The 16656-nt window shown below is 39.2% G+C and carries 15 protein-coding genes; 11 read left to right on the top strand and 4 right to left on the bottom strand.

Translation table 11 applies throughout. The features are described 5' to 3' along the window. Positions 1-30 precede the first annotated feature (30 nt). Genes acs through AC3E9U_RS00770 form a run of 3 tightly spaced genes read right to left on the bottom strand, consistent with a single transcriptional unit; the run spans position 31 to position 3676 of the window. A complete protein-coding gene (acs, locus tag AC3E9U_RS00760) occupies positions 31-1938 on the bottom strand; it encodes an acetate--CoA ligase (protein WP_488744995.1) in 1908 nt (635 codons plus the stop codon). A gap of 5 nt (positions 1939-1943) precedes the next feature. Then, entirely contained in the window at positions 1944-2171 is a 228-nt protein-coding gene (locus AC3E9U_RS00765; RefSeq protein ID WP_488744996.1) for a DUF6814 family protein, read from the bottom strand. Between the two features lie 11 nt (positions 2172-2182). Further along, the gene (locus AC3E9U_RS00770) at positions 2183-3676 is read right to left on the bottom strand and encodes an MFS transporter (RefSeq protein WP_488744997.1); all 1494 of its coding nucleotides are present in this window, start codon (positions 3674-3676) and stop codon (positions 2183-2185) included. Positions 3677-3780: 104 nt separating this feature from the next. On the opposite strand from AC3E9U_RS00770, the gene AC3E9U_RS00775 reads away from it, so the two are divergent. From AC3E9U_RS00775 to AC3E9U_RS00825, 11 genes are all read left to right on the top strand, one after another. Continuing rightward, positions 3781-4386 carry a flavin reductase family protein gene (locus tag AC3E9U_RS00775; RefSeq protein ID WP_488744998.1) on the top strand — a complete coding sequence of 202 codons (606 nt, stop codon included), beginning with the start codon at positions 3781-3783 and terminating at the stop codon, positions 4384-4386. Positions 4387-4390: 4 nt separating this feature from the next. Further along, a complete protein-coding gene (locus tag AC3E9U_RS00780; protein WP_488744999.1) occupies positions 4391-4846 on the top strand; it encodes an SRPBCC domain-containing protein in 456 nt (151 codons plus the stop codon). Positions 4847-4931: 85 nt separating this feature from the next. After that, a complete protein-coding gene (locus AC3E9U_RS00785; protein WP_488745000.1) occupies positions 4932-7229 on the top strand; it encodes an oxidoreductase in 2298 nt (765 codons plus the stop codon). Then, the gene (locus tag AC3E9U_RS00790) at positions 7230-8156 is read left to right on the top strand and encodes an alpha/beta fold hydrolase (protein ID WP_488745001.1); all 927 of its coding nucleotides are present in this window, start codon (positions 7230-7232) and stop codon (positions 8154-8156) included. 31 nt (positions 8157-8187) lie between these two features. Further along, positions 8188-9777, top strand: coding sequence for an AMP-binding protein (locus AC3E9U_RS00795; protein ID WP_488745002.1), 1590 nt, complete (start codon positions 8188-8190; stop codon positions 9775-9777). A gap of 42 nt (positions 9778-9819) precedes the next feature. Further along, on the top strand, positions 9820-10254 hold the full coding sequence (locus AC3E9U_RS00800; protein WP_488745003.1) for an acyl-CoA thioesterase: 435 nt from the start codon (positions 9820-9822) through the stop codon (positions 10252-10254). A gap of 74 nt (positions 10255-10328) precedes the next feature. Continuing rightward, positions 10329-11309 carry a carbon-nitrogen hydrolase family protein gene (locus AC3E9U_RS00805; protein WP_488745004.1) on the top strand — a complete coding sequence of 327 codons (981 nt, stop codon included), beginning with the start codon at positions 10329-10331 and terminating at the stop codon, positions 11307-11309. A gap of 74 nt (positions 11310-11383) precedes the next feature. After that, entirely contained in the window at positions 11384-12493 is a 1110-nt protein-coding gene (locus AC3E9U_RS00810) for a cupin domain-containing protein (RefSeq protein ID WP_488745005.1), read from the top strand. A gap of 117 nt (positions 12494-12610) precedes the next feature. After that, positions 12611-13519 (top strand): fumarylacetoacetate hydrolase family protein, encoded by a 909-nt coding sequence (locus tag AC3E9U_RS00815; protein ID WP_488745006.1) that lies wholly within the window; start codon positions 12611-12613, stop codon positions 13517-13519. A gap of 48 nt (positions 13520-13567) precedes the next feature. After that, positions 13568-14197: a class I SAM-dependent methyltransferase gene (locus AC3E9U_RS00820; protein WP_488745007.1), complete on the top strand. Its 630-nt coding sequence runs from the start codon at positions 13568-13570 to the stop codon at positions 14195-14197. A gap of 1 nt (position 14198) precedes the next feature. Then, positions 14199-14948, top strand: a complete 750-nt coding sequence (locus tag AC3E9U_RS00825; protein ID WP_488745008.1) for a maleate cis-trans isomerase family protein — start codon at positions 14199-14201, stop codon at positions 14946-14948. 186 nt (positions 14949-15134) lie between these two features. Here AC3E9U_RS00825 and AC3E9U_RS00830 read toward each other — a convergent pair whose 3' ends face one another. After that, on the bottom strand, positions 15135-16550 hold the full coding sequence (locus tag AC3E9U_RS00830; RefSeq protein ID WP_488745009.1) for a T9SS type A sorting domain-containing protein: 1416 nt from the start codon (positions 16548-16550) through the stop codon (positions 15135-15137). Positions 16551-16656 lie beyond the last annotated feature (106 nt).

Below are 16656 nucleotides of genomic sequence, written 5' to 3' on the forward strand. Positions count from 1 at the left end.
AAGCCCTGAAATTCAGGGCTTTTATCTTTCTTATACTTTTTGGTCTTTAATTTCATCTACAATTTCAGGATTCAATAATGTCGAAGTATCTCCGAAATTTGAAAAATCACCTTCAGCAATTTTACGTAAGATGCGGCGCATAATTTTTCCCGAACGCGTTTTCGGTAATCCGCTTACAAACTGAATCTTATCCAATTTTGCGATTGGCCCAATATGACTGGAAACGTGTTCATTAATTTCCTTCATCAAATTATCACGATCACGGTATTCCCCTGTTTCTTTCAGGATAATAAATCCGTATAATGCATTTCCTTTAATATCATGAGGGAAACCAACAATTGCAGATTCCGCAACTGCAGGGTGTTCATTAATGGCATCTTCGATCGGAGCTGTTCCTAAATTATGCCCGGAAACGATCACCACATCATCTACCCTTCCGGTAATTCTGTAATAACCTACTTCATCGCGTAGCGCCCCGTCACCAGTGAAATATTTCCCTGGGAAAGCTGAAAAATAAGTGTCTTTATAACGCTGATGGTCACCCCAGATCGTTCTGGCCATCGATGGCCACGGGAATTTAATACATAAGCTTCCAACCACCTGATTTCCTTCAATTTCGTTTCGCAATTCATCCATCAAAACCGGCTGAATTCCAGGTAACGGTAACGTCGCATACGTTGGCTTTGTAGGCGTTACAAACGGGACCGGTGAAATCATGATGCTTCCTGTTTCGGTTTGCCACCAGGTATCTACAATCGGACATTTTTTCTTTCCGACATGATCATTATACCAGTGCCACGCCTCTTCATTGATAGGCTCCCCTACCGAACCGATAACTTTTAACGAGTTTAAATCGTATTTATCTACCCATGAAGTACTTTCTTTTGCTAAAGAACGGATAGCTGTCGGAGCGGTATAAAACTGAGTAACTTTATGTTTATCAATTACTTCCCAAAAACGACCAAAGTCTGGATACGTTGGAATTCCTTCAAAAATAACAGTGGTAGCCCCATTTAACAATGGTCCGTATAAAATATAAGTATGTCCGGTAATCCAACCGATGTCAGCCGTACACCAGAACACGTCATTCTCTTCGTAATTGAAAATATTTTTAAAAGTGTAAGCCGTCTGAACCATATAACCAGCCGTGGTATGCAGCATTCCTTTTGGTTTTCCTGTCGAACCTGATGTATAAAGAATGAATAGCGGGTCTTCAGCATCCATGATTTCTGCCACATTATTAGGAATGGCGTTGTCTAAAAGCGGTTGTAACCAATAATCCCTACCCTCTTTCATATTTATAGCCGAATTGGTTCTTTTTACGACAAGAACTTTTTCTACTGTTGGACATTTTTCCAGACTTTCATCAATAATCCCTTTTAAATCAATAGATTTATTACCACGGTAGCCACCATCAGAGGTAATTACCATTTTACATTCACAATCATTAATTCTCGATGTTACCGCAGAAGCAGAAAATCCGGCAAAAACCACGGAATGGATTGCCCCAATTCGTGCACATGCTAAGACCGCAACAGCCAATTCAGGAATCATCGGTAAATAAATACAAACCCTATCCCCTTTTTTGATGCCTTGCTCGCGAAGAACATTAGCCATTCTTGCTACTCGGTCATACAATTCATTATAAGAAATGTAAAGGGCTTTTTCGTTAGGATCGTTGGGCTCAAAAATTATGGCTGTTTTTTCGCCTCGTTTGGCTAAATGCCTGTCGATACAGTTTTTGGTGATATTTACTTTTGCATTTACAAACCATTTCACATCGGCTTCACCCATATTAAAATCCACTACTTTGTCCCAGGCCTGGTACCATACAAAGTTTTCTTCCGCTATTTTACCCCAAAATTTCCGAGGCTCACGAATGGATTTGTTATAATGTTTAAAGTATTGTTCAAGGTTGCTTATCTTGTAGTAGCTCATAAAAATTACATTTTGTTTTTATCGTATTCACCATTTAATGCAAAGTAACCGAAAATTGCCAAACCTGATACAATTAATGGCGTTAATATGAATAAAATAATGACCCCGAAAACCAGATCATCCTGTTTACCGGAATTCAGTTTTGGCAATCCGAAATGCATTACGCAGAAATACGCCGCCACAACTGACAGAAACACACACACTAAGCCTAACATACGTTTTAAAAGATCCATAATTTTGTTCTTTAATTTCTCTTTTTGTGATCCAGATAAATAAATCCGATTATCATACTCAGTGAAGCCACAATAATAGGATACCATAAGCCTTCAAGGTAAAATTCAGGTTCGCCGTTTTCTTTTGCATTGGTCACCAAATAAGTGGATATGGCAGGAAGCAATCCTCCAAAAATACCGTTACCTACATGGTAGGGCAATGACATTGAAGTATAGCGTATTCTTGTGGGAAACAATTCAACCAAAAAAGCAGCGATAGGTCCGTAAACCATGGTTACAAAAAGCACCTGTATCCACACCAGAAAAACCAATAGCCATTTATCATTGGGAGCAACTGTAATTATTGTTGATTTCGTTTCGGGAGCAAAAGGCATTTTATTAAAATCGGTTGCAATGATTCTCGTTGCTTTTGATCCGTCGGTAAAACTATAATGAAAAGTGGCGGTGGAAATATTTTTTTCTCTGTCCAAATCAGTAGAACTTTCTGTTGTTGCAACCGTTTTATTACTCACATCAGCGGTTTCATACATAGTTTTATATATCGGTCGGTACAACAACACGGCCAGTAACATTCCTGCAATCATGATTTTCTTTCTTCCGATTTTATCACTCAGCCAGCCAAAAAAAACAAAGAAAGGCGTTCCCATTAGCAAAGCAATTCCCAGTAAAGTATCAACCTGAGAACTATCTACATTCATCACGGTCTTCATGAAACTCATGGCATAAAACTGTCCGGTATACCAAACTACGCCTTGCCCCATCGTCGCTCCAAACAAAGCCAAAAGGACAAATTTCAAATTGTATTTATGTCCGAAACTTTCTTTTAACGGATTCTTACTCGTTTTTCCCTCCGCTTTCGCCTTTGCAAATTCGGGCGATTCATGCATTTTTTTACGAATGAGATAAGAAACATAAACCATCAGTATTGAAATCCAAAAAGGAACACGCCATCCCCAGGTATCAAATGCTTCCTCCGAGAGCAAAGAACGTGTTATTAAAATCACCATTAATGAAACGAAAAGGCCTGCCGTTGCAGTTGTTTGAATCCATGACGTCCAATAACCACGCTGATGAACGGGTGCATGCTCGGCAACATATGTCGCAGCACCGCCATACTCTCCACCCAACGCCAAACCTTGTAAAAGCCTTAAAATAAGCACCAATAAAGGAGCAAGAAAACCAATAGTTTCATAACTGGGAATGCAACCAATCAAAAAAGTAGCGCCTCCCATCAAAAGTAAAGTTGCCATGAAAGTATATTTTCTACCTATCAAATCGCCTAGTCTTCCAAAAAACAAAGCCCCGAAAGGCCGAACCACAAAACCGGCAGCAAACGTTGCCAAAGTCGATAGAAATGCCGCTGTGGGATTCCCGGCAGGAAAGAATTTTGTTGAAATAACTACGGCCAGACTTCCGAAAATGTAAAAATCATACCATTCGATCAATGTACCCATCGATGAAGCTGAAATAACGCGCCAAATTCCTTTAGTATCTGTTTTTTCCATGCCTGAGATTTGTAACTAAAATACAAAATTTCTTTAATTATTTAGTGAAAGTGAATGCGTTGTAATTACAAATAATTTGTTTTATTTGTACAAACTACACAATAATGCATTTTGACCCTGAAATAATTGACCAGAAGGCAACTTATAAATTATTGACCGGCACTGTTATCCCAAGGCCAATTGGCTGGGTTTCAAGTATCAGCGAAGACGGAATTTTAAATCTGGCTCCGTTTTCTTTCTTCAATGCTGTAGGTGAAGATCCGCCGCATATTATGTTTTCCACGGTTCGTCCGAACAATTCCAACAAGGATACCCTGAATAATATTTTGGCTACAAAACAATTCGTCGTGAATATGGTTGTGGAAGATATTGTTGAGCAAATGAACACCACTTCGCAATCAGTTGAATCTCACGTTAGCGAATTTGAACTGGCAGGCCTTACTCCAATTCCGTCTTTAAAAGTAAAGGCGCCGAGAGTAAAGGAAAGTCCGGTAAACATGGAATGCGAACTGGTACATCATTACACTTTGGAAGACAATAAATTTGGAGGAGCTACTATCATTATCGGCCGCGTTGTGATGTTTCATGTGGACGAGAGCATCTTACTGGACGATTTCAGAATCAACATGGAAACTTACAAGCCTGTTGCCCGTCTGGCCGGATCCAATTATTCTAAATTAGGAGAAATATTTTCAATCAAAAGAACTTAAGATTATGACACCTGAAAAATTAGAAATCAACGTTGCAATGCAAATCGGAAAACCTGTAAGTGAGGTTTTTGAAGCCATTGTAAATCCGGAAAAAATGACCAATTATTTCATCTCCGAAAGCACCGGAATGATGGAAGAAGGCAAAAAACTGATCTGGAAATTTCCTGAGTTTGATTTCGAATGTCCGGTTCGCGTCGACAAGATCGAAAAAGACAAATACGTTTCGTTTTACTGGGAAAACAGCGGAAGTGAATTATTAGTAGAAATGACCTTAACCGAAAAAGAAAACAACACAACCTTGGTTTCCATTTCAGAAAAGAGCATGCCTCATGACGAAAACGGTTTAAAGTGGTTGTCAGGAAATTCTTTTGGATGGTCCAATTTCCTGGCTTGTTTGAAAGCATATCTTGAATACGGAATCAACTTAAGAAAAGGTTCATTCGATTTCATGAAAAAATAAGTCGATTATTATATCGAATCAAAATTTAAATAGTAACAAAATTTTCGGCCAGCGACGAATAGGCAAAGCCGAAAGAGATTAAAATATGAAAATATCAGTTATAGGTGGCGGTCCGGGCGGACTTTACTTTTCAATCCTTACCAAAAAAGCAATGCCTAATTGCCAGATCGATGTGTATGAACGCAATAAAGCCGACGACAGTTTTGGATTCGGAGTAGTTTTTTCCGATGAAACTTTAGGCGAATTCTTAACTCGCGATACGCAATCCTATGAATTAATCCGAAGCAAATTTGCTTATTGGGACGACATTATCGTAGCAAGAAACGGCGAAACCGTGAACGCTTCAGGAAATGGATTCTGCGGTTGCTCCCGTAAAACATTATTGCAATTACTACAACAACGTTGTCTTGAGGAAGGTGTGAATCTGCACTTTGAACAAAACGTAGATGACCTTTCCCAATTCAAAGACAGCGACATCATCTTAGCAAGCGACGGAATCGCAAGTATGATCCGTTCACAGCATGAAAACGAATTCGGCACCAAAGTAGAATTGCAGAAAAACCGTTTCGTTTGGTTGGGTTCCACAAAACCTTTGGACGCATTTACTTATTTCTTCAGAACAACACCTTTCGGAACAATCGCGGCACATACTTACCAGTACGAGTCCGGAATGAGTACGTGGATTTTCGAATGTTCGGATGAAACCTGGAAAAATGCAGGATTCGAAGTGGAAAACGAAGCGGATACGGTTCAGAAATTATCAGAATTCTTCAAGGAAGAACTTGACGGTCATCCGCTAATTACCAATAAATCACATTGGCGTCAGTTTCCGCATGTAACCAACGAAAAATGGTCCCACGAGAATATCGTTTTATTAGGTGATGCCAAAGCTACAGCCCACTACTCCATCGGATCGGGAACAAAACTGGCTATGGAATGTGCTATTGCGCTTTCAGATGCAGTTATTGAAAATCCAAACGACGTTCAGACCGCTTTCATGCAATATGAAAAAGCAAGAAGAAATCGTGTGGAAATGATCCAATACGCCGCAAAAGTATCATTGGATTGGTTTGAGCACATGGACAGACACATGCAACACCCTTTTTATCAGTTCGCTTTTGGTGTGATGACACGCGCCAAAAAGGTTACGTATGAAAACCTCCAATTGCGTGATGCTTCTTTCACCGACAAGGTTTTAAACGAATTCAACACGCTTAACAATACTGAAAATAAAAAAACACCGGCAGCCTTTACTCCTTTCTCGCTGCGTGAAATGAAACTGCAAAACAGAATTGTAATGTCTCCTATGGGGCAATATTCTGCAGAGAACGGCGTGGTAAACGACTGGCATTTTTCACATTATACAACAAGAGCCTTAGGCGGTATCGGATTGATTTTAACTGAAAAGACAGCGATTTCAGAAACCGGAAGAATCACTTTAGGTTGCGCAGGTATCTATACTAAAGAACAGATAGTTAACTGGAAAAGGATAACTGATTTTACCCATAAATACACACAATCAAAAATTGGTATTCAGTTAGGGCATTCCGGACGTAAAGGTGCCATCACAAAACCTTGGGAAGGCGGGCAACCGATAGATCCGCAATGGGAATTACTTTCGGCATCCGCGATTCCGTTCAAAGACAATACGGCTACTCCGAAAGAAATGTCTTTAGCCGACATGGATAAAATCGTTTCCGAATTTGTTCAGGCAACCAAAAATGCTGACGAAGCAGGATTCGACATCATCGAATTACAGTCACATCACGGATTTTTATTAGCTTCTTTCCTATCTCCATTAACCAACACGCGTATGGATGAATTTGGCGGAAGTATCGAAAACCGTTTGAAATTCCCGATCCGTGTTTTCACCGAAATGCGAAATGTGTTTCCGCAAAACAAACCTATGTCGGTTAGAATTTCAGCAACAGACTGGACAGAAAACGGAATTTCAGAAGAAGACGTTATTACCATCGCGGAAGCTTTCAAAAATGCCGGAGCAGATATCATTAGTGTTTCGACCGGAAATACAGTGGTTGATCAAAATCCGCAAACGGGAAGAATGTGGCAGACTCCTTTCTCGGATATGGTTCGAAACAGCGTTCACATCCCAACGATTACAGCAGGTTATATTCAGGATATCGATCAAATCAACACCATCATATTAAACGGTAGAGCCGACTTGGTTTCGCTTGGCCGACCTTTATTACTGGATCCGTATTTTGTGAGACACGCTCAGGCATATGAAGGTTTCCAGCCGACAGATATTCCAAAACAGTTTATGGCAGGAACGTCGCATTTGTATCCGCTAAAAGCTTCGGAACGAAAAGCAACTGAAGGTATGAAAAAAGCATTAAAACCAGAAAGCCATAAAAAGGACTAAATGAAGAAAATATTCTACATATTTCTTTTTTTACTTCATTTTTCAGTTTACGCTCAGAAAAGTGAGAATATAATCGTCAGCGGAAATTCAAAATTGCATTACAAGACTTTTGGCTCCGGAAAACCGATTTTAATCATCAATGGCGGACCCGGAATGAACTGCGAAGGTTTTGGTTTTGTAGCAGATGAAATTTCCAAATTAGGCTTTCAAACCATTATCTACGACCAAAGAGGCACAGGAAAATCGACCTTAGAAAAAATAAACAACGAAACGATTTCGATGGATTTAATGGTTCAGGATATGGAAAACCTGAGAAACCATCTCAAAATTGAAAAATGGACTATTCTTGGGCATTCATTTGGAGGAATGTTAGCTGCTTATTATGCGACCAAATATCCGAATACTATTGATAAAATGATTTTTTCATCGTCAGGCGGAATAAACATGAATTTCACCCGATATGCTCAGAATCGTATAAGTGCCAATCTGACAAAAAACCAACGAGACAGCGTTACTTACTATCAAAACAAAATGGATCGTGGTGATAATTCCGCGGAAACTAAAAAGCTGAGGGCAAAATATCTTGCCAATGCCTATGTTTTCGATAAAAAGAATGCACCGGTAATTGCTGAACGGCTTACTCAGGTCAATTTTGATGTCAATAACATTGTATTTCAGAGTCTGACAAATAACCATTTCGATTGCTCAGGAAAATTCAAAAATTTCCAAAATCCGGTTCTGATACTTCAAGGAGAGAATGACATTATCAGCATTGATACAGCCAAAGAAATAGAAAACGCCTTTCCGAATTCACAATTAACAACTTTAGCGAATTGTGGTCATTACGGATGGTTAGACGCGAAAGAGGCCTATTTCAAAGCCTTAAAGCAGTTTTTAAAAAATAAAAACACCAACACAACTAAATAAATTAACGAAGATTTCAGTACTTAAATACACAATGAAGCATTACGAAGACAATTTCGCTCACCAAAGTTTACCAACTCCGGATTTACAACCGGAATATAATTTTTTAGAATTGCCTCAATTCCAACAACCCGATATGTTAAATTGTGTTGACAGGTTATTGGATTCGCATATCAGAAACGGTCATGGAAATGCGGTTTGCATTCAGACGTTCGATGAGAAATGGACTTATAATGATCTATTCGAAAAGGCAAATCAGATTGCACACGTTTTAGTTGAGGATTTAGGTTTAAAATCCGGAAACCGTGTTCTGATCCGTTCTGCAAATAATCCTATGATGGTAGCTACTTGGTTTGCCATCCTAAAAGCCGGCGGAATCGTTGTAGCAACAATGCCTTTATTGCGCTCTAAAGAACTGACAACCATTATCGAATGTGCTGAAATCTCACATGCTTTTTGCGATGGTTCACTGGCAGAAGAAATGGAATTGGTAGAATCCTCTTTTCTGAAGATAATCAGCTATTACAGCAATGCTGATTTAGAAACATTAATGAAGGACAAACCAAAAACGTTTACCAACTACCATTCAAAATCAGATAGCATTGCCTTGATCGGATTTACTTCCGGAACTACCGGTTTGCCAAAAATGACCGCGCATTATCACAGAGATATTCTGAATATTTGTGAAGCCTTCCCTGCCTATTCCTTACAACCGACTAAAGATGATGTTTTTATCGGAAGTCCACCTCTTGGCTTTACCTTTGGTTTAGGAGGATTAGTATTGTTCCCATTGTATTATGGTGCTTCAACATTTTTAATCGAAAAACCGAGCCCGGATTTGCTTTTACAGGCGATTCAGGATTATAAAGTATCCATTTGCTTTACCGCTCCTACCGCTTGGAGAGTAATCACTACAAAAGTAAACGAATTTGACATTTCAAGTTTACGCAAATGTGTATCTGCGGGAGAAACATTGCCTTTAAAAGTCTGGGAAGACTGGTATAACGAAACCGGATTAAAAATCATCGACGGTATTGGAGCCACTGAAATGCTTCATATTTTCATCTCTTCCAACGAAGAAAATATGGTTCCCGGTGCTACTGGAGTTCCGGTAACAGGATACGAAGCCAAAATCATCGATTTAAAAGGAAATGAAGTGCCAAGAAATGAACCTGGAAGATTGGCGGTTCGAGGAATCACAGGCTGTAAATATCTTAATCGCGAAGAGAAACAACGCGATTATGTGGAAAACGGTTGGAATATTACCGGTGATGTTTTCCGTCAGGATGAGAATGGTTATTTCTGGTTTGTGGCCCGTGGGGACGATATGATCATTTCTTCAGGTTATAACATTGCAGCTATCGAGGTGGAAAGTGTACTTTTAACTCACGAAGAAATTCTGGAATGCGCCGTAGTGGGATTACCGGATGAGGAACGCGGAATGTTAGTTTGTGCACATATCGTGTTAAAAGAAAAAACTAAAGCAACAGATCAATTCGCAAAAGATATTCAACAGTGGTTCAAGGAAGTAGCTGCTCCTTATAAGTATCCCAGGGTAATCAATTTCCTGGATGTGCTACCTAAAACCGAAACAGGTAAAATACAACGTTTTAAATTGAAGTAATCTTTCAGAAAAAAGAAAATAGAGAATCGAAAACAGACCAAAATGAGTAATTATTTTATAAAAGAAGAGAAAATCCGTTTCCAGCATATTGATTACGCCGGAATCGTTTTCTACCCAAGATTTCTGGAAATGCTGAACGGAATCGTTGAAGACTGGTTTGAAGAAGCTTTAGACCGACCGTTTTCAAAAATGCATGAAACGAATGGGATTCCGACAGTAGATTTAAAAGTGCAGTTCAAAAAAGCGGCGCGTTTAGGCGAAACCTTAACCAAAAAACTTTGGGTTAAGAAAATGGGTGATTCCTCGCTCCTATGCGGTTTTAAATTTGAAGATGAAAACGGTAAAACCTGTGTGGAGGGCGAAGTAACATTGGTCAACGTAAAAATTGCTGAGGACCGCCACACCATTTCTGCCGAGACTTTCTCTGACGAAATGAAAGCTAAAATCACTAAATACCTAATCGAAAATTCTAATTAATTTTTGATTTTTAAATAACTAACTTTGTGTGCCTCAGACATTTTACCTGAGGAACTTTGTGAAATAACAGAATTATGGATTTTTCAAAATTTAAAGCCGCCACCGTACAGACGTCTCCAGTTTTTTTAAACGTGGAAAAAACGATCGAAAAAGCGATTTCTTTCATCAAAGAAGCCAGCGATAACGGAGCGCAATTAATTGCCTTCCCGGAAGTATTCATCGCGGGGTACCCGTATTGGAACTGGATCATGACTCCGGTTCAGGGCAGCAAATGGTACGAAGAATTATATAAGAATTCGGTTGCCATTGATGATGAATCGATGCAAGCCTTATACCAAGCCGCCAAAGACTATAACATTCATATTGTTATGGGAATTAACGAGCGTGGCAAAAGTTACGGAGAGATTTACAATACCAATTTAATCATCGACAACAAAGGAAACCTTATCGGGAAGCACCGAAAACTGGTACCAACATGGGCAGAAAAACTGACATGGACTTCCGGAGACGGTTCCTCCTTAAAGGTTTATGATACTGAAATCGGTCCGATCGGAACATTAGCTTGTGGTGAAAACACTAATACATTAGCACGTTTCACCCTTCTTTCTCAAGGCGAATTGATTCACATTGCTAATTACATTTCCCTACCGGTTGCTCCACCAGATTACAATATGGCGGAAGCTATAAAAATCCGTGCAGCGGCGCATTCTTTCGAAGGTAAATTGTTTACTATCGTTTCATGTTCTACGATTTCAAAAGAAATTATGGATGCGTTACGCGAGGATGTTCCGAATGTGGATGAATTGCTGACGCGTAAAAACTCGGCTTTCTCCGGATTTGTTGGTCCGAATGGCGCTGTTATCGGCGAACCGTTGATCGATGATGAAGGTATTGCATATGCTGAAATTGATTTACAGAAATGTATTCAGCCGAAGCAAATGCACGATATTCTTGGGCATTACAACCGTTTTGATATTTTCGATTTGAGAGTCAATGTAGCTCCTACTAGAAAAATAACATTTATAGACAATCACGAAGAATTCAATAAAAGATAAATAAAGGCGAACAGATGGCTATTTAGCTTTTTGTGGTTTTCTATTTTGAACCATCGCTTCAAAAAATAAAAATTATGGCAGATAAATATTCAGACGATCAGATTGGTCGTGCAAGAGTACAAGACACTCCGGAACTGGAAGCTTATTACAAAGAATTAGAAGATCTTGGTGCCGGCGCTTTGTGGACCGTTGCTAACGATATCGAACCTTGGGAACCGCGTTCTTCTTCCGTTCCGATGCTTTGGAAATATGAAGATTTACGTTCGCTGGTTTTAAAATCATCCGAATTGGTAACTCCGGAACAGGCAGGCCGTCGTGTGGTTTATTTAGTAAACGACAAACGTAAAGATGTGAGTGCTGCTGTGGGATGGTTGTACACCGGAATTCAGGTTACACGCCCGGGCGAAAGTACATCGGCGCACCGTCACAGAGCTTCTGCCCTTCGTTTTATCATGGAGGGAAGCAAAGGGTATACTGTTGTTGATGGTAACAAAATTATGTTGGAAGTGAACGATTTCGTGATTACTCCCAATTCAACCTGGCACGAGCACGGCGTGGAAGCGGATGGCGAAACATGCATCTGGCAGGATGGATTGGACATTCCGCTGGTAAATGCGTTGGAAGCTAATGACTATGCGGTTTTTGACGGAAAACAACCGTTAGTTTCACCAATTAATCACTCTCCGATGACTTATGGTGGAACAGGATTAATTCCAGCCGATAAAGGATGGGACAAAGCCTATTCACCTTTGTTCAAATATTCATGGAAGAACGTTTATCCGGCATTGTTAGAAGTCGCCAAAGTGAATGAAGGTTCGCCTTTCGACGGAATTATCATGCAATATTCCAACCCGTTAACAGGCGGACATGTAATGCAAACCATGGGTGCTTCAATGCAATTATTACCGGCAGGTTTTAAAGGTAAAGCGCACAAACATACCGGTTCTTTCGTATATCAGTGTGCTAAAGGTCACGGTTATACCATCATTAATGGAAAACGCTTCGACTGGAAAGAAAGGGATATTTTCTGCGTACCTTCATGGGCTTGGCACGAGCATGTGAATTTATCGGAAACCGAAGACGCTTGTTTATTCTCTTTCAATGACTTACCGGTAATTGAATCGTTAGGTTTGTATCAGGACAGAGAATATACTGAGAACAACGGACATCAGGAATTGAGCTAGAGACTGCAGAAAACAGATGGCAGATCGCAGAATGCAGGAAGCAAAAGAGAAAAGAATAAAGAAAATAGATAACAGATTAAAAACTTAGTAACTTAGTTACTCAGCAACTTAAAAGAAATGAAACTACTTACATACAAAACAGCCGATTCAGGATCAAGATTAGGATTTATTCACAATGACCGCGTGGTGGACATGGAAGATTTTGGAGGAATCCACAACTTCCCTCTTCCTGACGATATGTTGGACTTAATCGATATGGGATTTGAAGTTATTGCTGAAATCAATGAAATGATTGGGAATACCAGAGATATCGATTTTGAGATGATTTCTTTCCCGATGAAAGACGTAACGATTTTGGCTCCGATCGAAAAGCCGAGAAAGAACATCATCGGAATCGGATTGAATTATACTGAGCACGTGGCAGAAAGCGCGCGTACATTAGACACATCAAACGAATTGCCGCAACAACCGGTAATTTTCTCTAAACCACCAACAACAGTTACGGCTACCAATACAGAAATTTTACACAACCCAAAACTTACTCAGCAATTAGACTGGGAAGTAGAATTAGCAGTGGTTATCGGTAGAGACGGAAAATATATTCCGAAAGAAAATGCGATGGATTACGTTTTCGGTTACACTGTAATTAATGATATTTCTGCGAGAGATTGCCGTCGTTCCGGACAATGGATCGTTTCTAAAGGTCAGGACACTTTTGCACCAATGGGGCCGGTTTTGGTAACTAAAGACGAGATTGAAGATCCGCACAACCTAAACTTATCATTGAAATTAAACGGAATTGAAAAACAGAATTCAAACACAAAATTCATGTTGTTCAACATCAACGATTTAATCAACGACTTAAGTACTGTTTTCACTTTAGAGCCGGGTGATATTATTGCAACTGGAACTCCTGCAGGTGTTGGTGCGGGAAGAAATCCACAGGAATGGATGTGGAACGGTGATGTTGTTGAAGCAACCGTGGAAGGAATCGGAACGATCGTTAATACGATTAAGGAGATTTAATTAAAAAACTTTCTTGATCTCAGTTCTTTTTGAAAGGTTTCAATTCTGATGGATAAAACGCAAAAGGCAGTCGAAGTATTTAATAAATGTGCAAATCTCTATGAAGAGCGTTTCATGGATTTTGATTTGTATAACGATACCTTTGACTTATTTTGTGATTCCGTTGAAAAAGAAAATGCTGCTGTTTTGGAACTGGCCTGCGGTCCCGGAAACATTACAAACTATCTTTTGGCAAAACGTCCGGCTCTTAAGATTCTTGGTACTGATTTAGCGCCAAAAATGATTGAACTGGCTCAGAAAAACAATCCCAATGCCAGTTTCCAATTGATGGATTGCCGTGATTTCCGTAAACTTAAAAAACAGTTTGACGGGATTGTCTGTGGTTTTGGTCTACCTTATTTATCGAAAGAAGACGCCGTTCAGCTAATAAAAGATGCCAGTGATTGTTTGAACGATAATGGCGTTTTGTATCTGAGCACCATGGAAGACGATTATAGTAAATCAGGCCTTAAAAAAGGAAGTACCGGAGATGAGATTTTCATGTATTACCATCAGGAAGATTATTTGATGGAAGCACTTAACCAAAATGGTTTTAAAATAATAGCTTTGCAGCGAAAAAAATTTCCCGAGAAAGACGGGACATACACAACAGATTTAATACTAATTGCAAAAAAATAAAATGAAAAAATTCAGAATAGGACAAATTGTTCCGTCGTCTAACGTAACAATGGAAACCGAAATACCAGCTATTTTCCGTTCCCGTGAAACTATTTTACCGGAGCGCTTTACCTTCCATTCAAGCAGAATGCGAATGAAAAAAGTAACCAAAGAAGAGTTGGAAGCTATGGATGCCATGAGTTTAAAATGTGCTCAGGAATTATCCGATGCGCATGTTGATGTTATGGGTTACGCTTGTTTGGTAGCCATTATGAGTATGGGCCGCGGTTATCACTGTGTTTCTGAAGTGAATTTACATCAGGAAACGATTGCGAACGACTTCCCTACTCCAATTGTAACTTCTGCCGGAGCGTTAATCAATGGCTTGAAAGTTCTGGGAGCTAAAAAGGTATCCATCATTACTCCATATATGCGTCCGCTTACTGATTTAGTTGTGGATTACATTGAACATCAAGGTTTTGAAGTAGTAGATTCTATCGCTTTGGAAATCCCGGACAACTTGGAAGTTGCAGCTCAGAATCCATTAAATTTATTGGAAATCTACAAAAGACTGGATTTAACCGGAGTTGATGTATTGATCGCATCGGCTTGTGTACAGATGCCGTCTTTGGAAGCGATTGACCAGATTCAGAAGGAAGTTGGAATTCCTGTAATTTCTGCTGCAGTTTGTACCACGTATGAAATGATGAAGAAATTAGGCATTGAAGCCAAAGCAGCAATCGGTGGCGAATTGTTAAGTGGTAAATATTAATATCTTACCACAAAAAATCATTCCGACGCAGGATAAATTCTCGTAATCATAACCATTTTATGAATTTAAACTTTCACCGGAATGATCAATATATTTTGACTCATGATTGAAACCGAGACGTAAGTCTGAGAAATAATTATACAATGTTGACTGAAAAAGAGTTTCGCTTGAAACTCTTTTTTATTTTTAATTTTTCACAAATCTAGTTGTGTAAGTCAGGTCTTCCGTTCTGATTTTTAACAGATACACACCGTCAGAGAATCCACTCACATCGATTACGTCTTTATTTAATCCATCAAATTCGATTTTTTTCATCGTAACGTCATAAATTTCAATCTCATCTATATCTGTATCATCCATATCACTCGGATATTCAATGTACAGATGTTCAGCTACCGGGTTCGGATAAACATTTATTGTCGTGCCGCCAAATTCATCACTTGCAAGTGTGGAATTGGACAGTCGAATAAGGTTAGGAACCGCAACTCCATTATATTCCGTAAAATTTCCAGCAATCAGTATTTTACCATCAGGTTGAATAACTAAATCAGTTATATTGTTATTAGGTCCGGTACCTGGGATAAAAGTGTCATCGAACGAACCATCATTGTTAAATCTCATGATTCCGTTAAATTCGATTCCATAATAATCCGGACATTGATACCCTGTCATCACTATTTTTCCGTCTACCTGCAGACCAGCGGGAAAAACGCCTAAAACACAATTGTCAGTCAAAGGAACAGGATTGAAAATATTGACTAAGTTTCCATCCGGCGATAATCGAACAAAGTTATAGCCGATCGTCTGTTCGGATGCATCAAAAATCCTGAAAGGCCATCCGATCAGCACATTATCATTTTTTTCCCTAACCAAAAATTTTGGCGTGAACAAATCGCCTCCTGTCCAGTCAATATTAGAAGGTTCATTGAAACCCGGATCAAGTTCCCCATCTGAATTTAAATAAAAAACTCTTCTTGGATTTCCGTCAATAGTAACAAAACCAACGGCTAAAATCCTGTTATCGTTCTGCAGAACAAGATTAGACACCGTTTCATTTTCCGCAGCGATATCGATTGGAGAATTAAAAAACGGATCTGTAAATCCATTTGAATATAATCTTGCGATTCCTTTTGGAAAATTTCCTCCTATAATTATTTTATCGTCAGGCTGAATTGCCACTACTTCTATACCGGCTTGAATTACTTTTGTAAAACTGGTATCCAAAGTGCCGTCTTGATTTAGACGGACTAAATTGCCTACAAAATCATTTTCTACTTTAAAAAAGTTACCGCCAATTAAAATCTTACCGTCTGACTGTATTGCTACAGAAGCAACATTTGGCATCACTGACAGTCCAACTCCTCCAGCAAAAGTCAAATCAGAAGATCCGTCAGAATTCAAACGGGTTATTCTGGTCGATTCCACCAAACCATTAGTTCCGTGGAATCTTTCCACTAACAATAATTTACCATCGGGCTGAATTTTCAAGGTCGACGACGGACTGATTGTCCCCTGAACATTAAAACTCATATCCAAAGAACCGTCCTGAGCAAAACCAATTAATGAGGCTAAAAAACTGATTAAAAAAATAATTTTTCTCATAACGTTAATCTTTTTAAGAATTAAACAATCAGGAAAAATTTGAGGTGTATAAAGTTACGATTTTATCGCCCTTTTTTCTTAGAAAGTCGGTGGTTTTAACTTTGTA

This window comes from Flavobacterium sp. 21.1, assembly GCF_057801535.1.